Origin of the sequence: Streptomyces sp. NPDC093109 (assembly GCF_040701725.1) — a bacterium.
Taxonomy (GTDB): Bacteria; Actinomycetota; Actinomycetes; order Streptomycetales; family Streptomycetaceae; genus Streptomyces.
Map to the genome: position 1 here is coordinate 1 of NZ_JBFBEZ010000029.1, position 20598 is coordinate 20598.

Here is a 20598-nt window from a genome sequence, read left to right on the forward strand (position 1 = left end):
CCGCTGGAACCGCGCACCCGGCCTCTCTCAACGAACCCACAACACACCAGGCCAGCAAGCCCGCGATACACCAACAAGCCCCCCTCCGAGCGTTAGTTGGGGTCATGACGCCCAGCCTCGCCGTACGCCCACACCACTCACCAATGATTCGTCGCTCGACGAAGCGGAACAGCCGTCCCTCGGTAGCATGGCGCGGTGCTGCGCTTCGAAGTCTCCGTCGATGACCTGCTGCGCAGCCGCTTCGCACTCTCCCCCGCGATGGACCTCTGCTTCCTGCTGCGCTCGCTCGCCGGTCAGGACCGGCCACTGCCGCGAGCCTGGGCCACCCGGCTCCTGCCGGCCTTCGAACGGCTTCGCCGCGAGAGCGAGCTGAACGCCGTCCTCGCCCTGCACACCCCGCAAGGCGGACCGAACTTCGTCGCTCCGCCCCCGCGCGGCCTCAACCAGACCTGGGTGGACGACCTGTCCATGATCCGGGCCACACCGCTGGAAGCGGCCCGCCACGAAATCGCCACCAACGCGACCGGCCTGTCCGCCCGCGATCCCCGCGTACGCGCGGTGCTGGACTCCACGGACGCCGTCTCCAGGATCGCCGAGGCGATGGACCAGGCGTGGCACGAACTGCTCGCCCCGGACTGGCCGCAACTGCGCGCGGTCTGTGAGCGCGACGTCGTGCACCGGGTGGGTGTGATCGGCGAACACGGATGGGTCACGGCCATCGAGAGCCTGCACCCGAGCATCGCCTGGCAAGCCGGCGGGATCGAGATCGGCCACTTCCCCCAAGTCGGAACAGTCCACCTCGCCGGCGACGGGCTCCTGCTGATCCCTTCGGTGTCCGTCGCGAATATCGCCGCCCACCTGGAAGACCCCTGGCCCAGGACCTTGATCTACCGTGCCCGCGGCACCGCCGCCCTGTGGGGCGAACAGGAGAGCGTCCCCCGACCGGACGCCCTGACCGCTCTGGTCGGCCGGTCCCGAGCCCGGCTGCTGTTGGCACTGGACGCCCCGGCCAGTACCAGCCACCTCGCCCGAAGCCTCGCCATGACACCCGGCGCGGTAGGAGACCACCTCGCCATCCTGCGAAGCGCGGGACTGCTCGTCCGCGCCCGGTCCGGACGGTCCGTGCTCTACCGCCGCACCCCACTCGGCGAAGCACTGGTAGGCGGCACGCGCTGAGAGATCAGATCAGCACTGCTTTCGGGGCGCCGAGGATCCGGGGTCATGACGGACCCTCACGACCCCTCTCACACCGACGCGGACGACGTCGAGCGCCACCTCTGCCCGCGGTGCGCGGCCGAGCCGGGCTCGCCCGCTCGCGTGGCGCCGCGGTCGCCGGCACGTACCACACGGGCCGCTTCACGAAGGTGCCCCGGCTCACGACGCTCCTGCGGGTCCAGACTCCGGCGCCGGCCCCCGGTCGACCCCGACACCCCGGGATCCGACATCCGGATCGGGGACTGTAAAACGTTTGACAGACCCGGTCTGGCCAGGAAGGTTGCTGAGGTCGTCCTACTGGGGTCACACCCGCTGTGTTCGGTGGTCACAGTCCTGGCTTCCCATGTTGAACACGTGGGCGGGTGCCTGCGGGGCCTGGCTACCCAGGGCAACGGTGTCAGCCCACACAACTAGGGTTGCTGACCACTGACCTCAAGGGGCTTCACCATGGGCATTCATCCCGACGTCGCCGTACTGCTCAATCTCGTGCCAGCAGACTTCGCAGGCGGCGAGCAGATCGACTGGGCTGCGGCCGAAGTCGCGTTAGGCACCAGGCTGCCGAGTGACTACAAGGCTTTGCTGGACACGTACGGCGTGGGCGATATCGGAGAGCTCGTCATTCTGCCCCCACTCCCGAGTGACCTGCGCGGATGGGAAGTGTGTCACATCGGAGGCATGGCGGACGGCCTGCGCGGACTCTGGGAGGACGATGCAGGAATCCCAGACGTGACGCTGGGTGCCGATGCCGTCCTGCCCTGGGGTTCTGGGATGAACGCCAACGAGATGGCTTGGCTCATGAACGACCCAGATCCGGACAAGTGGCCTGTCATAGCCTGGCGCCGGCACCACTCGTGGGGCGAGTCGCCGTGGGCCCTGTTCAACTGCAACATGGTCCAGTTCATCACCCGCATGATGCTGGGCCAGTTCGACGTCTGCCCACTCGGCGATGAGTCGCTCTGGAAGCGGACAGACACATTCGTCAGCTGGCGAGAGCAACATCGACGGCTCCGGGCCGGACTGGACCCTTCTACAGGCGAGCTCGATCCCCGCGCCCACATGTACCCCATCACCGAGGACTGGCCCTGATCAGGACCGGAGCCAGATTGCGAGGGCTGCCGCTGTTGCGGTGCCGAGGAAGACGTAACCGCGCTTGTCGTAGCGAGTGGGTGCGCCACGAGGCGCCATGGAATCGAGTGAGGTGAGAGACCTTCACCGCCGGATTGTCGTAGCAATCCGGTTGAAGCTGGCGGCAGTTCGGTTCGAGGGATGACGAGCCGAGCGGTAAGCAGCCCCGACAACGCCGGGAGGGGTTGGTACTGCCAGACGACCCGGGTCCGGCAAGTGCTCTGACCGCATAGGTTCGCCAGGGTGCCGGCGTCGGTGCTCGGACCGGCTGGGCTCGGTGTGGGAAGAATTTGAGCGGTCGCGGAGCCGATCAAACTGGGCTCCCAGCATGTCTGGTCCGACGTTGGTGATCGAGTTGGCGGAGCCGCTCTCCCTGGCTGCGCTGGGGGAGTTCCGCGCGTTGATGGTGGGGCTCTCCTCCCACTTCGCCGAAAAGCGACCCGGATTCTTCGACATCTACGTGCCCGCAGAGCGACTGGGCGTCGAGGACAGGCGGGAGAAGGACTGGCGAAAGCCGTTCCCGCTTCCACTCCTCGGCAACACCATCGCGGACGAGGAGCTCGCAGCCCTGGTGGGATTCAATCCGCAGCGCGAGGACTGGCGTCGGCCCTTCCTGGTCTACTTGATGGGCCGGGGGTCGGCGACGAGAGCACCTTCGAGGCTGAGCACGCGGACGAACCCGAGGTGGAGGCCATCCTCGGCTTCAGACCGACCCATGCCGTCAATGTCAGCGCCTGCTGCAATCGCGAGATCGACCACGTGGCCACGGCTCTGCTGACCGCCGCTGTCATGGACGTCATCGGGGGGCGTGGCCAATGTCGAGCACCCGCGCCTGGCCGGCCTCGCCGCCGACCAGCTGCACGCGGCCGCCGACGCTCTCGTCACCCGCGGCCAGCTGCTCGCCTGGGCCGACAAGCAGGAAGGCGACCACGAGTTCGACAGCCGTGCCCTCCACCTCGCCGAGGACCTGGCCCTCCTCAGCACCAACCCCGACCACCTCGCCGGGGCATGCGCCCACCTCGCCCGGCTCAATCAGCCGGCCGTCGTCTCTCCCACGCCGAGCCGGACCCTGATCCGCGTCCTCGACAACGTCGATCCGGACCGCGACCGCCCGGCCCGGCTCCTGGAACGCCACTACGAGCACCGCCGGGTCCAGGCCCTGTCCACCCTCGCCGCCAACCCACACACCCCGCACACCGCGGTCGCGGACGTCCTGAACGGGCTGCACCCGGCGGAACTGGCCTGGATCGCGGAGAAGGCCGGCGGGCCCGACTGGTTCCTGGCCGCGGCGGCCGCCGTCCCGGTAACCGAAGACGAGGACGAAGGTGTGGTGCGGCTGCTGGACGACGACGAACTCGGCAAACACCCCGATCCCGCGGCCGTCCTGCAGTCCTGGCTCGGCTCCCCCGCCACCGGCGAGATCCTCTCCCGCTCCGAGGTCTACCGCGCCGTCGTGACGTCCCGCTACCGCACCCTGGAGCACCTGCGCCAGATCCCCGCCGAGGAGGTTCTCGCCCGCCACGAACCCGACGTCGCCCTGAAGATTCTGCTGGACCACTGCGGGCGCAGCACGGGGCGGTGGGAGGCCATCGCCGCTGCCATGACCTTCGACTACGACGAAGAGAAGATCACCTTCGGTCAGCTCCTCGACTCCCTGGACCCCACGCCCGCAGGGGCGCAGACATCCTGACCGGACGTACGGCTGGGCTGACCGGAAAGACTGCCGATCGTTCCTGCCGCCTGCCTCCTCCGTGCTTGAGGCGCTGACCCGTCCGGGTGAACCCGTGACTGTGTCGTCCGTCCTGGCCCGCTCATGTACTGGATCATCAGCGGGCATGGCCCGAGGCGGGCCACGTTCCGACCGCCGCCCGATCCGGCGTACCGGAACGCAAGGAGCGTGGCATTGCACCGGCCTGTACCCGAGATCACACACCACAGCTCGTCAGTGTTCGTTGACGTGCCGGGATCGGGGCGGAGCGCGTCAGGAAGGCACTGTCGTGAGCGACCGCTCCTCGGGGGAGTCCCGCAAGCTCCGCTACTGGGCCGAGTGCAGTGGGAACTCCCGCCGCGCCGGCCTGCGAACCAGCCGCCCGGCGCTTGCGGCCTCGCCGGCGCAGATGCAGCTGGAGGGCCTCGTTCTCGAGCAATTGGGCACCTCCCCGGGTCTGTGCGCGCACCCCTTCGGCATCGCCTCACTGACCAGCACCAGCACGTCTCTCACCCTGAACCTCGACGCCTACGTGGGCCAGGATCGGTATTCCTTCCCCGAACACTGCCTGTACCGCCTGCTGCCCGCGGCTCCCGCACCGGACAACGGGAGCGATGTGCCCGGCATCCCCGGCCTGCGGGTGAGGGGCATCGGGGACGGCGGCCGGCGGCCGGCGGCTGACCTGTGCATGGTGAAAGATCCTGGGCAAACGGCAACGCTCGTTCTCGTTCTGCCCCGTGGACTGCCGGAGGGCTGGGAGGACATCGAGCGCCGACACCGCCACTGGTGCGACGACAACGGTCCTGCGACCGCTGTGGACGACTCCGCACCGCCTCGATCCCGTGGAAACCGGCTACCTCAACGCCTACCCAGTCTCTAGGGCTCGCGGACCAGACGGGCCGCGGTGGGCAGTGTAGTGCTCCGGCGCATCGCGCTCTTCCGCACCGTTACCGCCTTCTACCGCGTCCAGTGCTGGGACGACGCCGACACCTGGAAGATCAACGCCCACACCGCCCACACCCGGGCCCTCTGGCACGACCAGCTCCTGCAGCGACTGTGCCACCCCCGATGGGGACTGCAGGTGCACACAGCCCACCGGTTCTGCCACTGCACCGAACCGAACGCCCCCTACCAGTGGAACCACACCTGCGCCTTCTCCTTCGACGGCCATACCACCGGCAGGGACGACCCCCTCTACCTGCGCGTCCACGCCAGCCCCGAAGGACACGACTACGACCAGCAGATCAAGACGCTGCGCCAGGTCGGCGCAACGGAAGACTGGATGACCCGCGCCTTCCCCCGGGAGGCGGTCCAGCACCACGACCAGCACCATCCGGCGCGGCTTCGACGAGCGTGACCTGCAAACCGTCCGCGGCTTCATCGCGCCGACCGCCGCCACCTGGATCGACGGCATCCTCGCCCGTCGCCCATAGCGCCGCGTCGACCTCGCGACACCGAATGGACATACAGAGTAATGATCCGATCACTTTCGGCTGATCCGTCAAGTTCCCTCCACGGAGCAGTGTTGACGTTCAGGGAAGCTGGGCTGCGGAGTGATCCGTCGGGTTCTGGCAGGTCACACCCATACGAGTGGGGGGAGGGAGCTTCGCCCCCTCCTTTCACTCCCGCACCGGGCGTCGGCTCACTGATGTGTATTCCTCAGCCGACCGGTCCCGTCATCGTGTGCGGCCGTACGGCTGGTTCGAGTAGCGACAATGTCCGCTGCCCCGCATCGAGGCCGACGCGGATGCCGGTCGGCATCGGCAGATTCGGGCCGGCATGTCCGAACTCGACGTTGCCCAGGACGGGGATGTCACGGTCGCCGAGGACATCGAGGACGATCTCGGCCAGGGTCGGGTCGCCGTCGGGGCCGCCCTCCCCGAGCCCGTGGATCGCGTCCGGGATGCCCACGACCATGCCGGAGATCCGATCGAGAATGCCAGCGTGCCGCAGTATCTGTAGAAGGCTCCACACATGCGCTGCCAGGCCGCCCGTCTCCTCCCAGAAGAGGACCGCGCCATCGAAGCATTCGAGCGGCAGCGCGAAAGGCGTCGCCTGCACCAGCGCGATTCGGTTGATCACCCCGCCGATCAACGGGCCTTCGGCCTGACCGGGACGCCAGCACTCCCACGACGGGGTGGTCGGCAGCGGGCCGATCGCCTCCGGGCTGGTCAGCAGCGTCGAGTAGAGCTTTTCAAGTTCCGCCCTGCGTGCCGCGGGCGCGGCCTTCCAGTACCCGCCGAGTCCACGGGTGGCCAAGTCGGCATGGAATCCGACCAGCCCCGTGCGTGCGTAGAGCACCAAGTGCAGCAGTGAGATGTCGCTGTAGGCGAGGATCGGCTTGGGGTCGGCCCTGATCGCGTCGAAGTCGATCAGGTCGAGGTACCCATACACCGTATGACCACCGTCGTGCGCGACGATCGCGCGCACCTCAGGATCACGCAGCAGCCCGTTGAGCTCCTTGGCGATCTCGTCCGGCCGGGCCGCGCTCCACCAACGGTGCCGCCCCGCTACGAGCAGCGGCGCGAGACGCACCCGGAACCCCATCCCCTCAAGCACCGCCACCGCCAGCTTGAGGTCGGGCTCGTAAGCAGCGTCGAGTGGACCGGACAGTGCCGCGATGACCACAAGGTCTCCGGGTATTAAGGCGCGAGGTCGAAGCAGTTGAGGAAGTGTCGTATGAGTCACCGAGGCAGTCTGTCGACACCCGTAAACCACAGGCCACTCATTTACCGATCCACCACGCAGCAGCCCCTCCTGCGTGGCTACCGAGCGGCGGCTATGCCCCGCCTTCAAGAGGGCATGGATAGCGGCGTGCTGGGCGCGAGTCCGGTCGGCGAACCGGTGCCCTCGCGGCCAAGGCGAACCGGAGGGGTCTGTGGCCGGGGCGGACACCGGTGCCCGCCTCAACTCGGTGTTCTCCTTGCGGAGTTCCTTCAGCTCGTCGCGCTCGGCAGTCGTCAGCCGGTCGTCGCGTTCACCGGCGTCCGCCTCGGCCTGGTGGACCCAGCCGCGCAGGGACTCCTTGTGGATGCCGGGGTCGCGGGCGACGTGCGCGACGGGACAACCAGTCGAGCGGACCTCGCGGACCGCGCGCTCGCGGAGTTCAATCGGGGTATTTACGTGGTGTCGGCACAGCTCGTGGTTCTCCTTACGCCTGGACCGTAACCAAGGCTTCAGGGACTCCACGAAACACAGAGCAGCTCACTCCAGCAGCTGCCGGCGGGCTTCGGCCAGGACATGGCGGCGGGCGAACTTCCTGCGGACGGTAAAGACGACCGCGGCGACGTCGACGGCGGCGAGGACGGCGTCCACGTGCGGATCCACCCGGGCCCGGATCGCCGCACCCGCCGCGCGGCAGCGCTGAAGGAGCCCGTCGACCATCCGCTTGCCGAACCTGAGGAGCGCGGACGCCCGCCACCGTGCGAGCAGTTGCTTCAACGGGCGCGGGGGCTTCTTCGCGGTGCGGGTGTCCTGCGCCGCCTATCGGGCCAGGCCGTGGCAGGCGCGTTCGCCGGGCAACCGCCCGTTCTTGTGCGCGAACGCGCAGATGAGGCCCTCCATGATGTCCTCGGTCCGCTGACGGCGAGTGGAGGACCAGTCGATGAGTTCGGAGGCGACACCGGCTATCTCCATCACCGGGCGCAGACCCGGCGTCACCTCCCGGGACAGCGTCGCCAACCCCAGCTCCTCACACACCTCGGTCGTCATCGCGAGGGTGTACAGCGTCCCGGACCGCCACCACATGCCGGAAGAGGCGGACCGTGTCCAGAGCACCCCACACCGGCTGTACGATCTCGCGCTTCGTGTCCCTGGCCGTCACTGTGACCTGCGGCTTGTCCAGGTGTCTCACGGGGTGTCCGTTGCCATCCGTCTCACGGAGATGTCATTTCCTCGCGAAACGTCGGGCGGCCCCGGGCCGCGGCATCGAGCACGTGAGTACCTGGTGGGCTATGCGAAGCCACCGTTGCTCATCAGCAGCTGGCCGTTGATCCAGTCGCCTTCCCGGGAGCACAGAAAGTCCACGAGGTGGGCGGTGTCCTGAGGAGTGCCCAGACGGCCGAGCGGGGTGTTGCGGACGCAGTGCTCCCGGGTTTCCTCGGACATCCAGCCGGTGTCGACCGGTCCGGGGTTGATCACGTTGGCGGTCACGCCGAGGCGGGCGAGTTCGCGGGCGGCGGCCAGGGTAATGCGGTCGAGGGCACCCTTGCTCGCTCCGTAGGGCAGGTTGCCGACGGTGTGATCGCTGGTCAGGCCAATGACCCGGCCGGTTCCCGGGGCGGCTGCGAAGCGGCGGCCGAACTCGCGGATGAGCAGCCAGGTGGCGCGTGCGTTGACTGCGAAGTGCCGGTCGAAACTCTCGACGGTGGTGTCGAGCAGGCCGGAGTCGACCGACTCGCAGTGGCACATCACCAGCGCGGTCACGGTGCCCAGCCGCTGTTCGGCCTCGTCGAAGACGCGTGCCGGGGCGTCCGGGTCGGCGAGGTCCGCCTCGATCGCCGTGCTGGACGCGCCGTGTTCGGCCAGGGCTCGGCCGATCACTTCGGTGGCGCCGGTCTCCCTGCCCCAGGCCATGCGGTCGTCGTAGGGAGTCCAGTAAGTGAAGGCGATGTCCCAGCCCGACGCTGCCAGCCGGCGGGCGATGCCGGCGCCGATACCGACGGTGCGGCCCACGCCGGTGACCAGGGCGATCGGGCGGGCGGCGGGCATCCGGCCGGGGGCGGTCTGGTCTTGATCGGTGCTCGTCGTCACGATCCGGAATCGTCCACGACCGGCGCCGGAGCGTCAATCGCTTTTCCTACGACCGCGGCTGTCCCAGATCGGATTGCTTCGTTTGCGGCTCACTGTAGGTTCTCAGGCTGCGGGCTAAACGGTGGCGCCGTGACCTGCGGGTCTGTCTGCTGTCTCAGCGTCGTGCTCATTTCCTCAAGTGAGTGCGGAACGGCCGACGCCTCCTCAGTCCTGCTCCGCGCCGTCTGCTGTGTTCCAGGCCCTCCAGGCCGGCGCGAGCGGCTTCCTGCGTCTGCCCGCCGGCGGGGACAGCAACGCCGAGATAGCGCGCAGCAGTTCGTCGGCGAGGCGACCGTGAAGGCCCATTATCTCGCGCGTACTGATCACACTCGGGGGGCTGCGGGACCGCGCACACACGGCCGTATACGAATACATGTACGTGTACGAGACGGGCGTCGTCGCCCCCGGCAGCAACCCGCCCTGCGCCGACGCTCCCGGCACACCGAATGCCGGAAACGTCGACGGTCCCGCTCTGTGCCGTCCGCCAGTGACAGGCTCCACCCCATCTGCGGGGGAGAGAGCGGACGGCAACCAATATTCCCCCTTTCTGATTTCCCCTCACTGAGCGGCACAGCACCGCTACGATCGGTCTCCCTGGGGGGTCAGGTTTCCGCGCGTGTCCCGTGACCGTGGCGTTCGGTCCCCCGTTGCGCAAGAGGAGCCGGGTCGCCGCGATGCCGTACACCGCCGAAATCAGCCGCACCAACCCTGGCTGCTTCATCTTCCTCGTCGATCAGTCCGCCTCCATGAGCGATCCCATCGGCAGCGGCGAGCTGGTCCAGCAGCGGGCCCAGGTCGTGTCCGACGCCATCAACCGGCTGCTGACCGAGCTGTCGGTCAAGTGCGCCAAGGAAGAGGGCGTCCGCGACTATTTCCACGTCGCGGTGATCGGATACGGCCACACTCAGGTCGGCTCGTCCTTCACCGGGGCGCTCGCCGGGCGCGACCTCGTGCCGTTGAGCGACATCGCGAACAACCCCGCCCGCCTGGAGAGCCGTACGAAGAAGGTCCCGGACGGCGCCGGAGGCCTCGTCGAGACGACGGTGCAGTTCCCCATCTGGATGGACCCGGTCACCAGCGGCGGCACCCCCATGACCCGTGCGTTCGGTTACGCCGACTCCCTGGTCTCCCGCTGGATCGACGCGCACCCGGGCGGTTTCCCGCCCATCGTCCTCAACCTGACCGACGGCGAGTCCACCGACGGTGACCCCACGAGTGCGGCCATCGGGCTCGCCTCGCACGCCACCGCCGACGGGTCGGTACTCCTCTTCAACCTGCACGTCTCCGGGGCCGGCGGAGCTCCCGTCACCTTCCCCGACAGCGAGGGCGAACTCCCGGACGCCTACTCACGGCTGCTCTTCCACATGTCGAGCGTGCTGCCCAGCCATATGCGCTCCTACGCCACCTCTCAGGGCCACCGGGTCAGCGAGGCAACCCGTGGTTTCGTCTACAACGCCGACATCACCTCCCTCGTCGAATTCCTCGACATCGGTACGCGCGCCACGGAACTGCGCTGAGCGGCATGGGCGCCCACGCGACGCCGATCGACTTCCGGTGCTTTCTGGTTCCCAAGACAGGCAGCGCTCCGGAGGAGTGCGAGGACGCCACGCACGTCTCGTCGTCACCCGACGGAAACTCCGTCTTCGCCGCCGTGTCCGACGGAGCGTCCGAAAGCCTGCTCGCCGGGGCGTGGGCCAAGCAGCTGGTACGGGGCGCCGTCGCCTCCCTGGCCGCTGCCCGCGAGCCTTGCGACAACTACGAGGACGGCAACCGGTCCAAGTCCTTTGTCGAGGACCTCCTGGCCCGCACCGTCGACCAGTGGGACAGCTACATCACGCAGTACCAGGCGGAACGTGCGGCCCGCGGCCGGCCCATCACCTGGTACGAGCAGCCGGGGCTGGACAAAGGCGCCTTCGCCACGCTGGTGGCGGTCCATGTCCGGGCGGCAGCCGCGGTTCCGGGAGCAGGGCCGGAGGCCGCGCGGCACTGGAACTGGCAGGCTTTCGCCCTCGGCGACAGTTGCCTCTTCCACCTCCGCGAGGGCCGGCTGATCGCCTCGTTCCCCATCGCGGACGGCGACGGCTTCGGCATCACCCCGCAGCTGCTCGGAAGCCGCAATCGGGATGCCGCCCTGATCACCGACCGCGTGTCGACCGCGGCCGGTGAACTGCGCGCGGACGACGAGCTGCTGCTGGCAACCGACGCCCTGGCCGCGTGGTTGCTCTCGCACCCGGACATCGATTCGGGCGGACCCGGCAAACAGCTCGGCAGGCTTGCCGAACTCGGCCAGGAAACCTTTGCCGACTGGGTCCGGAACGAACGTGACAGGTCCCGGATGCGCAACGACGACGTGGCCCTCATTCGCATGTGGGTGAGGACGGAGGGGTAATGGCGGTTTCCCGCACCGGCGGACCTGCCGCCGGACAGAAGTTCCCGACCGGCGCGAGCTACGTGGAAGCCCTCCAGAACCCCACGCTGTGTTTCGAGGACCCGGACCTCAAGCACGGAACGGTCCAGCAGAGCCCCGTGCTCGGACCGAAGGCGATCTCCGGAAACTTCGCGAGCGTCTTCTCCGTCACCGCTCCGAGCGGGCAGCGGTACGCGCTGAAGTGCTTCACCCGCGACAGCAGCACGCTGGAGACCCGCTACCGGGCCATCAGCGGGCAGCTCGCCGGCCTCAGGCCCGCCGAACTGTCCCAGCCGTGGCCGGTCGGCGTCGAGTATCTGCCGAGGGGCGTCCTCGTCACGGGCCACTGGTACCCGGCTCTGAAGATGGCCTGGGTGGAGGGCACCGGCCTGATCACATGGATCGACCGGAATGTCCGGGACGCGGCGGCGGTGCTGACGACGGCGGAGCGGTTCGCGGCGCTGGTCGCCGATCTGGAGAAGCTCGGCCTCGCCCACGGAGACCTTCAGCACGGCAACGTACTGGTCGCCGCCGACGGCACACTCCGCCTCGTCGACTACGACGGGATGTTCGTGCCCGCGCTCAAGGGGCAGGGCGCCACGGAGAACGGCCACCGCAACTACCAGTCCCCGGCCCGCACAGGCTCGGACTTCGGCCCCGCGATGGACCGCTTCTCGGCCTGGGTCATCTACCTCAGCCTCCGCGCGGTCGCCACCGATCCCGCGATCTGGGACCAACTGCACGACAATCAAGGCGAGTTCCTGATCCTCAAAGAGGACGACTTCAAGGAACCGCGGTCCTCACTCTCCTGGAGCCTGCTGCTGACCCATACGGACCCGGACCTTCGGGTGCTGGCCGCTCAGACGCACGGGCATCTCACCGCGACGGCCGGCGCGGTTCCCCCGCTGTCCACGGCCGCGGCAGCCCCGACGCAGCCCCCTGCCCGGACTCCGGCCCCCGCAGCGGCCCGGCAGGGCGGAACACCCTCCTGGCTGACCGATCACATGCCCCAGCCCCAGAGCCCGCCCGCGGCAAGCAGTACGACCGCTCCTGCCGCTACCGGATTTACGCCCGGTACCGGATTTACGGGCAGGCGTGCCGCGGACATCCTCTCCGGCGTCTTCGCTCTGTCCGGAGCAGCCGCACCGACCGTGCTGACCGCCATCAGCATGCTGCCGACCGGCTACATGGCCGGCGCCCAGCTGGGAGCTCTGCTCCTCTCCGGCGGCGCCCTCCGATCCACCCGGCGTTCCCACCCCGGGGTCAGAGCCTCGAAAGCCGAGATGCGGGACCTTCAGCAGCAGATGGACGCCCTACAGGGCACGATGGCCGAGGCACAGAAAATCCGCCAGGAGATCGAAGCCCTGACCGCGGCCGGCGCGAGCCGGGACACCCGGATCAACCAGCAGATCAAGGATCTTCAGACCGAACTGCGCGACGAACAGTCACGGATCACCATCACGCTGAACAAGGAGACCAGCAGCCTCCGGACCAAGCTGAGCGGACTGGCCGCCAAGGAGCAGAAGCAACTGGCCGACGCGCTGGCCTCGTCCGTCAAAACACACGTCCAGGACAGACTCCGCCGTGCCCCCATCCAGGACGTCAAGAAGCTCTCCAACATGGGCAGCGGGACGGTGACGACCCTGATCGCCGCCGGCATCCGCACAGCCGCCGACTTCACCGGTGTCCGGTACGTGCAGGGTGCCCGGTACGCCAACCGCGACGCGTACCTCATCCGTGCCAACGGCCAGCAGGTCAAGATCCCGGGCGTCGCTGAAGTCCGGGCCGCCACGCTCGAAAGCTGGCGGGCCTCGCTGGAACAACGGGCCCGCAAGTCGGCCCCCACACGGCTGGGCGACCAGGAACGTACCGCGATACACCGGCAGTTCGCTGCCCGGAAGAAGCAGTACGAAACGGAGATCACGCAAGCCGAGAGCGCGGCCCGGCGCAAGCGCGACGAAGCGCAGCAGCGCGTCACCATCCGTCTGAAACAGACCAACAAGGAGAAACAACAGCACCAGACAGCCACACAGCGCCAGCGCGCTGCGCTGTTCCAGCGTCAGGCCCAACTCTCCGACGCCACCGACACACACACCAGGCTCGCCACCCAGCTCACCGTCGCCCGCGCGGCCCACCGTCGCACCTTCGGCCTGCGCCGCTACCTCCGCTTCATCGCCACGGGCCACTGACCGCCCTCCGGTAGGTCACCGCCGGTAGGTCAGCAGCTCTCCGGTAGGGCGAGCGTTCCGCGGGCGCGCATGGACGGCCGCCACTTAAGTTCGCCCGGCGCGATGTCGAGTGTCAGCCGCGGACGAGATGGCCGGACGCGTCGCGGCTGTTGTCGAGCCGGTCGGGATCGGTGAAACGGACGGCCTCCTTCTCCTTCTCGGGCCTGACAGGGTCCGGGGCCACCAGGGCATCGGTCCAGGACCGGAAGTCCTGCCGGTCGTCCGGGGCCACGCCCAGGAGATCACAGACGACGGCGATCGGCAGTGGCGCGGCGTACCAGGCGATGAGGTCGGCGCGGCCGAGCGGCGCGATGGCGTCGAGCAGCGCGTCGGCGGTCTTCCTGACGGGTGCCCGCAGAAGGTCGACACGGCGCGGGGTGAACGCCTTGGATACCAGGCGCCGGATGCGGGTGTGGTCCGGCGGGTCCATGTTGAGCAGGTTGTCGTCCAGCGCCGGCGGCAGCGAGAGACCGTGGTAGCCGCCCGGCGCCGCATTGCGCTTGTCGAGGGAGAAGCGGGGATCGGCGATGGCGCGGCCACCGCATCCGCGTCCAGGTCTCCAGCGGCGCCTTCCCCCGCTACAACCGCAACCCCGGAACCGGCGAACCCCGCGCCACAACAGCCCGCCTCCGCAGCGCCGACCAGCAGGTCTTCCACGACCCCGAGCACCCCTCCGCCATCATCCTGCCGCTCCGGCATGCCTCCTGACAGAAGCACCCGCAAAACATCCCTCCTGCGCGGCTGGGACTCTGGTCCGACCGTCGGCGCACGACGACCGGTGGAAGTATCTGAGGCCCGGCCGACGACGAGTTCGTTGCCCCCCGGGGCTCCGCCGGTCCCGTCGGCGATCGCGAGGACGAGGCGGTTCTGTGCGCCCGACGGACGCGGGCACCCCGTCGGTGAATCCGACGGACCGTTGACGGTCGTGTACGAACCGCCCGGCTTCAACGCGGGCACCAGCGCCTCGGCGATGTCGCCGGGGAGCCCGGTCAGCCGGTCCGGGAGTTCAGGGGCGAGCCGGGTGCGCATTCCCGCCCCACGACGCCCGGATCCCCCGGCCCGGCCTCTACGTGAGAGCCGCGCGCACCGCCGGTACGACCTCCAGCGCGAACAGAGTCAGCTGGCGCAGGTGGTCGGCGTCGGGCCAGTAGACGAAGCCGTTCATCCCGTGGTCGCGCACGAGGGAGACGAGCTGGTCGACCCACTGGCGCGTGTCGCCCTGGAACGGTGTGGCGGACTCGACGGGGCTGATCAGTCCGTTGAGGTTGTAGATCTTGCGCAGGGACGCGGGGTCCCGGCCCGCCTCCTCCGCGCTCGCGTCGATCCGCGCGACGGCGTCCCCCAGCCGGTCGAGGCCGAGGAAGCCGTACGAGGGCATCCAGCCGTCCGCCTTCCTGCCGGTGAGCGCCAGCATGCGGGGGCCGTAGGCGCCGAGCCAGATTCCGAGGCCGGACGAGGGGGCGGGTCCCGGGTGGACGCCGGCGAGCGCGTAGTGCGCGCCCTTGAAGCGCACGGAGCGCTCGCCGCTCCACATCAGCCGGGTGATGTCGATGGCCTCGTCGAGCGCCGCCACGGCCTCCTTGGCCTCCCGGCGCGGTCCGCCCATGGCCTCGATCGCGTCCCAGAACGCCCCGGTACCGAGACCGAGCTGGATCCGCCCGGGGGCGAGGACATCGAGACTGGCCGCGGACTTCGCGAGCATCGCGGGCGGCCTGAGCGGCAGGTTGGCGACCGTGGGTACGAAGGTGACCTTCTCGGTGGCGCCCGCGAGGTAGCTGATCAGCGTCCAGGCGTCGTAGAACGCGGCCTGGTACGGGTGGTCCTGGACCGTGACGAGGTCGAGGCCGGCCTTCTCGATCTGCCGGGTGATCCGGAGCGGCTGCCCCGGGTCCGCCCAGACAGGGTCGACGTTGGCGCCGAAGAGGACGGGAAGTGACATGGGAGGGCTCCGCTCACTCGGTCATCATGACTCGTGTCAAAAGGTATCTACTTGTCACACATTGTTCGACGGGACCGCAGTGACGGTCTCCCCTGATCCACGGGGAGACAGGCACTGCGGTCCTGCCGGGGGTTCGGCCGGTCAGCCCGCCGGGGCGGGCGGTGGACCGACGATCTCGACGTCGTACTTCGCCGCCAGCCGGCGCAGCACGTCCATGTCCGGCCGGACCGATGCCGGCGGCACCGTCCGGGCCCCGGCCGGGACCCCGGCCTCGCGGTGGAAGGCCTCGATGCCGCCGGGCAGGGAGAACTCCAGCATCCGCACCTCGGCGTCACCGGCCACGTTGACCTGGTGCCGCACTCCTCGCGGCAGCCAGATGAACGCGCCGGGGCCGCATTCGTGCACGTCGTCCCCGCATCGGGCCGTAACGTTCCCCTCCAGGACGTAGAAGGCTTCGTCGTGCTTGTGGTGGATGTGCGGCGGTCCGGCCATTCCGGGCTTGGCCCGTACTTCGAGGACGCCGAACTTCCCGTCGGTGTCCTCGGCGGAGGCGAGCACGGTCATGAGCGACTCCATGTACCAGACGGCGGTGCCGTCGGCCTCGGTCGCGACAAACCCGGGTGCGGTCATGGGCATCTCCAAGAATACGGTCCGGCGGTGAGCAGAAATGCGCTTCTCTAGGTATTTTCATACCATTTGACAGGAAGTGTGCGACCTGGCCGTGCGGGTGGCGCCCTTTCGCCAGGGGGTGAGCCGGGCCAGTGGGTGGCGCTCACGGCGTCCGCGTTCCGAACAGCTCGCCGAAGCGGCCCGTCATCAGGTCCGCGCCCTTGTGCTGAGTCGCGACGTCGGCGCCGCGTACGCCCTGGCCGGGGAGTTGGGCCGCGCCTCCGTTCGGACCGAGCGGCAGGAGGATCGCGGGGGGACCCGGCTGGTACGTGGCGAGTTCGCCGGAGCCTGCCACGAGTGCCTTGATGTTGCCGGCGACCACCTGTGCGTGGCGCGAAGCCGCGCCCGCGCGCTTGGACTCGTTGATGTCGGTGATGTCGCCGAGGGCGAAGACCGTGTCCTGCCCCTTGACCTGGAGGGTGTCGGTGACGGCGATCCGGCCGTTCGCCCGGCGTACGTCCGCGAGGGCGCCGGCGAGGTAGTCGGTGTGGGGGACGACTCCGAAGCAGCGGAACCAGATGCCCGCGGTGATGTCGACGTCCGCCGCGGTGGTGACGTGGAAGGTGCCGCGCTCACCGGGCGCGGTGGGCGGGTTCTCCTTGAGAGGCGCGCCCAGGACGAGCTGGACGTCGAGTTCGGCGAGCTGGCGGCGGATCTCCTCGCGCAGCTCGGGCACGTACTCGCCGAGGATGTCTGTCACCGGGTCGACGATGACGACCTTCTTCCCCGGCCACACGGCCTTGATCTCGCCGGCGAACTCCAGCCCGACCGGTCCGGCGCCGAGCAGCAGTACCTGTTCGGCCGCCTGGAGGTCGGCGTGCGCCTCGCGGTACTTCCGCTGGGCAGCCGCGGTGTCGTCGATGTCGCTCTTGGCGGGGAAGGGATAGCCGGAGCCGCTGGCCAGCACGGTGTAGTCGGCGGCGAGTTCCTCGCCCGAGGCCAGGACCACCCGGCCCGGTTCGACCCGTACCGCACGGTCGCGTATCACGCGCCCGTTGGCCAGCAGCTTGTCGTAGGGGAAGAAGACCTTCGGCAGGAACTCCGGGTCCACCACGGCGCGCAGGGCGCCGACGGCGTGGAAGAACGCGTCCTTGGGGTCGACGAGGACGACATCGGCGACGTCGTCCAGCGCCTTGGCCGCGGCGCTTCCGCCGTAACCTCCACCGATGATCACTACGGTCGGGGACATCTGTGCTCCTTGCGTGTCATATGTGTCTGGGACGTCCTGCGTCACGGTGCCGTCAGGAGTCCGTGCATCGCGCCCGAGTGGTAGCGCTCGACGGCTTCGGTGACGCGCGTGCGGCTGGAGAGGCAGAACCCGCCGTACATGTACGCGGGGGTACGGAGCGGCCGGCCGGCCCCGAAGAGGAACTGCGCGCCCCGCTCCCCCGCCGTCAACTCCACGTCTCCGTCACCGGGTTCGAACACGGCGAGTCCGACCGGGCCCAGCTCGCCCCGGCTCCCGGGAGTCGCGATCCTGCCCTCGCCCCCGACCGTCATCACGAAGCCCCGGAAGCCGGGGTCCACCGGTATCGCGACGCGGGCGCCGGGGCCCAGCGTCAGGTCGTAGACGTGCGATCCGGCCGCCTCGCGCACCGGCGAGCGCAACCCGAACGCCTCCCCCGCCACCACGCGGACCCGCACGCCCTCGGCGAGTTCGTCCGAGGGCAGCTCCCCCGGGGTGAAGTGCATGCCGTACGGATCGTCCTGCTCGACGGCCTCGGGCAGCCGGACGAAGATCTGCGCGCCGTGCCCGAGCCGCCCGATCTCCTCGACCACCTCGTCGTGCACGATGCCCGAGCCCGCGACGGTCCAGTGCACCCCGCCCGGCTCGATCATGCTGGTGTCGCCGAGACTGTCCCGGTTGTGGAACCGGGTGGTGGAGTCGTCGAACAGGTAGGTGACCGCGGAGAAGCCGGCGTGCGGATGCGGTGCGAAGACCGGTCCGGTCATCCGGAAGAGGTCGGTGTTGAGGAACGGATCGAGGTCGACGGAGAAGCGCGCGCCTCGGGCCGAGAACAGTGTGCCTCTCTCGTGGGTGTCGATCTCCGTGACGGTGGACAGGACTCGGGGCGCGTTCATGCCGTACTCCTCGTTGCTCGTCTTTTCTCGTGTGTCAGCCGATGTGGGCGGCCGGGGTGGACTCCCCGTGGTCCTGCTTCTTCGCGTTGACGGCGAACAGTGTGATCAGCAGGCCGCCCGCGAACAGGGATCCCGCGACGGTGAACGCCGTGGTGTAGCCGTGGGTCAGGGCCTCGCCCGCCTTGGCGACGGTGGCGAAGTCCTGAATGGCGACGGCCCGGTAGAAGGCTCCCGCCGCTTCGGGAAGACGGTCGTTCGCCGCCGACGTGGAGATCGTGGTGAGCACCGCCAGCCCCAGCGCGCCGCCCACCTGCTGCGCCGTGTTGAGCAGCGCGGAGGCGATTCCGGAGTCCTGGTCGCGCACTCCGCTGACCGCGCCGAGCGTCATCGGGACGAAGCTCATGCCGAGGCCGAGCGCGGTGACGAACATGGCGGGCATCAGATGCGTGGCGTACGAGGAACCCGGCTCCAGGGTGCTGAACCAGAACATCCCCGCCGCGCCGAGAACCAGTCCGGGGCCCGCGATCTGCCGGGGCGCCAGCCGGGCCACCAGCTTGGAGCTGATCCCCGCGGCCATGCCCATGCCGAAGCTGAACGGCAGATACGCGAAGCCGGTGCGGACCGGGCTGTAGCCGAGGATCTGCTGCATGTACAGCGTCAGGAAGTAGAAGGTGGCGAACATGCCCGCGCCCAGGAACAGCATGGTCGCGTACGAGCCCGCGCGGTTACGGTCCTTGAACAGCCGCGGCGGCATCATCGGATGCGAGGAACGCGCCTGGAGGACGAGGAAGAGCGCGAGCAGGACGACGGCGAGGCCGAAGAAGACGAGCGTCAGGGTGTCGGTCCAGCCGTCCTGGCCGCCGCGCGTGATGGCGTAGACGAGGGAGATGAGACCGCCGGTGCCGGTGATCGCTCCGGGTACGTCGAGGCGTCCGGTGTTGCGCTGCCCCTCGGCGAGCACCTTCGTACCGGCGAGCACGGCGAGACCGATGGGGATGTTGACGAAGAAGACCCAGCGCCAGTCGAGGTAGTCGGTCAGGACTCCGCCGAGCAGCAGACCGACCGTGGAGCCGAGGCCCGCCATGGCCGCGTACACGCCCATCGCCTTGTTGCGCGGCTTGCCCTCGGGGAAGTTGGTCGCGATCAGGGACAGCGCGGTGGGCGCGGCGATCGAGGCACCGACGCCCTGGAGGATACGGGCGCCGATCAGCAGCTCCTGGTTCGGCGCCAGCCCGCCGAGCACGGAGGCGAGGGTGAAGACCACGATGCCGACCCGGAACATCCGGCGCCGGCCGAACAGGTCACCGGCCCGGCCACCGAGCAGGAGGAGCCCGCCGAAGGCGAGGGCGTACGCGTTGACGATCCAGGCCAGGTTGGACGCGGAGACATCGAGGTCGCTCTGGATGCTCGGCAGGGCGATGTTCGTGATCGTGCCGTCCAGTACGACCATCAGCTGCGCGGCGGCGATGACGACGAGAGCGAGGCCGAGGTGGCGCCCGCGGGGAGCTTCCCCGGGTGGGGCGGACTCCGGGGCCGCGGGGGCGGTCGTGCTGTCGGTCGGCATGGCTGGACTCCTGGTTCGGCGGTGGGCCGGAAGCGGCACCACTAAAAATATACAAGCGTTGAGTTTTATTCCCCACGGCCCCACGGCCCCACGGCCCACGGCCCCCGCGCCACGGCGGGACACCGCCCGCGGGCATGCCGAACCGCCCGGCCGGGAGTGCTTCTTCCGCCGGTTGACGATGAAGGGAGTAGGGCGTCAGCGCCCTTCGGGGGCGACGAGGTCGCGGAATAGGGGGACGACGATGCGCAGGACATCCTCGATGTCCGCGGCGGCCAGGTCCGGCATACCCAGCAGATAGCGCTGGCTGGCGATGCCCATCATCATCGCGCTGATCAGCGCGGCCCGCAGCCGGGCATCCGGCCCCTCGATCGTGGCGGCCACCGGATCGACGCCCTGGGCGGTGATATGGCCGCGCAGGAGTTCGGCGGCATCCTCGCTGGTCATGCTGGCGCGTACCAGTACGGCCATGGGGCTGTTGGGGTCCGCGGCCCAGGCCCCGAGCATGCCCCGTACATAGTTCTCGATGGTCTCGGCGGGGTCGTCCGTGGTCAGCCGGGCGATGGGGATGTCCCAGTGAACGGCCTCGCGGAACAGTCCGTCCTTGCTGCCGAAGTACTGGATGACCGAGGACTTGTCGACGTCGGCCTCCGCCGCGATGGCCCGGATGGTGGCGCGCTCGTAGCCGACCTCCGCGAACTTCCGGCGCGCGGCCTCCAGGATGCGCCGCCGGGTACGCTCGCCCTTACGGGGGCAGTCGGCCTCGACGCCCTGCTTCCTCGGCCGGCCCCCGCCGGTCACCGCGGACCGCGACGCCTCTTCTGTGCCCTTCGCGGCGACCACGCTCCGGCCCCTTTCCTCGCTCGCTCCGAT

At 69.2% G+C, this 20598-nt stretch carries 19 protein-coding genes and 3 pseudogenes; 11 read left to right on the forward strand and 11 right to left on the reverse strand.

Going from position 1 to position 20598, the window contains the following annotated elements:
• Positions 1-195 precede the first annotated feature (195 nt).
• The 7 genes and pseudogenes from AB0389_RS25610 to AB0389_RS25640 all read left to right on the forward strand — a co-directional run bounded on the left by AB0389_RS25610 (position 196) and on the right by AB0389_RS25640 (position 5405).
• Positions 196-1176, forward strand: a complete 981-nt coding sequence (locus AB0389_RS25610; RefSeq protein ID WP_366397827.1) for a winged helix-turn-helix domain-containing protein — start codon at positions 196-198, stop codon at positions 1174-1176.
• A gap of 486 nt (positions 1177-1662) precedes the next feature.
• Positions 1663-2301 carry a hypothetical protein gene (locus AB0389_RS25615; RefSeq protein ID WP_366397828.1) on the forward strand — a complete coding sequence of 213 codons (639 nt, stop codon included), beginning with the start codon at positions 1663-1665 and terminating at the stop codon, positions 2299-2301.
• A gap of 367 nt (positions 2302-2668) precedes the next feature.
• Positions 2669-2824: pseudogene (locus tag AB0389_RS25620) on the forward strand (DUF6368 family protein); the annotation flags it as partial.
• A gap of 200 nt (positions 2825-3024) precedes the next feature.
• Positions 3025-3087, forward strand: a pseudogene (locus AB0389_RS25625) (hypothetical protein); the annotation flags it as partial.
• A 61-nt stretch (positions 3088-3148) separates the two neighbouring features.
• Positions 3149-4030 carry a hypothetical protein gene (locus AB0389_RS25630; protein WP_366397829.1) on the forward strand — a complete coding sequence of 294 codons (882 nt, stop codon included), beginning with the start codon at positions 3149-3151 and terminating at the stop codon, positions 4028-4030.
• A 307-nt stretch (positions 4031-4337) separates the two neighbouring features.
• Positions 4338-4928: a hypothetical protein gene (locus tag AB0389_RS25635; RefSeq protein ID WP_366397830.1), complete on the forward strand. Its 591-nt coding sequence runs from the start codon at positions 4338-4340 to the stop codon at positions 4926-4928.
• A 24-nt stretch (positions 4929-4952) separates the two neighbouring features.
• Positions 4953-5405 carry a hypothetical protein gene (locus tag AB0389_RS25640; protein ID WP_366397831.1) on the forward strand — a complete coding sequence of 151 codons (453 nt, stop codon included), beginning with the start codon at positions 4953-4955 and terminating at the stop codon, positions 5403-5405.
• A 302-nt stretch (positions 5406-5707) separates the two neighbouring features.
• On the opposite strand, the gene AB0389_RS25645 is transcribed toward AB0389_RS25640, so the two are convergent.
• The 4 genes from AB0389_RS25645 to AB0389_RS25660 all read right to left on the reverse strand — a co-directional run bounded on the left by AB0389_RS25645 (position 5708) and on the right by AB0389_RS25660 (position 8758).
• Positions 5708-7237, reverse strand: coding sequence for an LD-carboxypeptidase (locus AB0389_RS25645; RefSeq protein WP_366397832.1), 1530 nt, complete (start codon positions 7235-7237; stop codon positions 5708-5710).
• A gap of 15 nt (positions 7238-7252) precedes the next feature.
• Positions 7253-7489 carry a hypothetical protein gene (locus tag AB0389_RS25650; RefSeq protein WP_366397833.1) on the reverse strand — a complete coding sequence of 79 codons (237 nt, stop codon included), beginning with the start codon at positions 7487-7489 and terminating at the stop codon, positions 7253-7255.
• Positions 7490-7531: 42 nt separating this feature from the next.
• Positions 7532-7759: a hypothetical protein gene (locus tag AB0389_RS25655; RefSeq protein ID WP_366397834.1), complete on the reverse strand. Its 228-nt coding sequence runs from the start codon at positions 7757-7759 to the stop codon at positions 7532-7534.
• 240 nt (positions 7760-7999) lie between these two features.
• A complete protein-coding gene (locus tag AB0389_RS25660; RefSeq protein WP_366397908.1) occupies positions 8000-8758 on the reverse strand; it encodes an SDR family oxidoreductase in 759 nt (252 codons plus the stop codon).
• Between the two features lie 728 nt (positions 8759-9486).
• Between AB0389_RS25660 and AB0389_RS25665 the strand changes: the two genes are divergently transcribed.
• Genes AB0389_RS25665 through AB0389_RS25675 form a run of 3 tightly spaced genes read left to right on the forward strand, consistent with a single transcriptional unit; the run spans position 9487 to position 13435 of the window.
• A complete protein-coding gene (locus tag AB0389_RS25665; RefSeq protein WP_366397835.1) occupies positions 9487-10356 on the forward strand; it encodes a vWA domain-containing protein in 870 nt (289 codons plus the stop codon).
• 5 nt (positions 10357-10361) lie between these two features.
• Entirely contained in the window at positions 10362-11228 is an 867-nt protein-coding gene (locus tag AB0389_RS25670) for a hypothetical protein (protein WP_366397836.1), read from the forward strand.
• The gene (locus AB0389_RS25675; protein WP_366397837.1) at positions 11228-13435 is read left to right on the forward strand and encodes a hypothetical protein; all 2208 of its coding nucleotides are present in this window, start codon (positions 11228-11230) and stop codon (positions 13433-13435) included. The genes AB0389_RS25670 and AB0389_RS25675 overlap by 1 nt, the downstream gene beginning before the upstream one ends.
• A 178-nt stretch (positions 13436-13613) precedes the next feature.
• Here AB0389_RS25675 and AB0389_RS25680 read toward each other — a convergent pair.
• Positions 13614-14009: pseudogene (locus AB0389_RS25680) on the reverse strand (cytochrome P450); the annotation flags it as partial.
• 8 nt (positions 14010-14017) lie between these two features.
• Here AB0389_RS25680 and AB0389_RS25685 point away from each other — a divergent pair.
• Entirely contained in the window at positions 14018-14182 is a 165-nt protein-coding gene (locus AB0389_RS25685; RefSeq protein ID WP_366397909.1) for a hypothetical protein, read from the forward strand.
• 358 nt (positions 14183-14540) lie between these two features.
• Here the strand turns inward: AB0389_RS25685 and AB0389_RS25690 are convergent, their stop codons facing one another.
• The 6 genes from AB0389_RS25690 to AB0389_RS25715 form a co-directional block, all read right to left on the reverse strand.
• A complete protein-coding gene (locus tag AB0389_RS25690; protein ID WP_366397838.1) occupies positions 14541-15413 on the reverse strand; it encodes an LLM class flavin-dependent oxidoreductase in 873 nt (290 codons plus the stop codon).
• A 141-nt stretch (positions 15414-15554) separates the two neighbouring features.
• Positions 15555-16043, reverse strand: a complete 489-nt coding sequence (locus AB0389_RS25695; RefSeq protein WP_366397839.1) for a cupin domain-containing protein — start codon at positions 16041-16043, stop codon at positions 15555-15557.
• Positions 16044-16185: 142 nt separating this feature from the next.
• The gene (locus AB0389_RS25700; RefSeq protein ID WP_366397840.1) at positions 16186-17271 is read right to left on the reverse strand and encodes an FAD-dependent oxidoreductase; all 1086 of its coding nucleotides are present in this window, start codon (positions 17269-17271) and stop codon (positions 16186-16188) included.
• 41 nt (positions 17272-17312) lie between these two features.
• Positions 17313-18164: a pirin family protein gene (locus AB0389_RS25705; RefSeq protein WP_366397841.1), complete on the reverse strand. Its 852-nt coding sequence runs from the start codon at positions 18162-18164 to the stop codon at positions 17313-17315.
• Between the two features lie 34 nt (positions 18165-18198).
• A complete protein-coding gene (locus AB0389_RS25710) occupies positions 18199-19728 on the reverse strand; it encodes an MFS transporter (protein WP_366397842.1) in 1530 nt (509 codons plus the stop codon).
• A gap of 195 nt (positions 19729-19923) precedes the next feature.
• Positions 19924-20568 (reverse strand): TetR family transcriptional regulator, encoded by a 645-nt coding sequence (locus tag AB0389_RS25715; protein WP_366397843.1) that lies wholly within the window; start codon positions 20566-20568, stop codon positions 19924-19926.
• Positions 20569-20598: the final 30 nt, after the last annotated feature.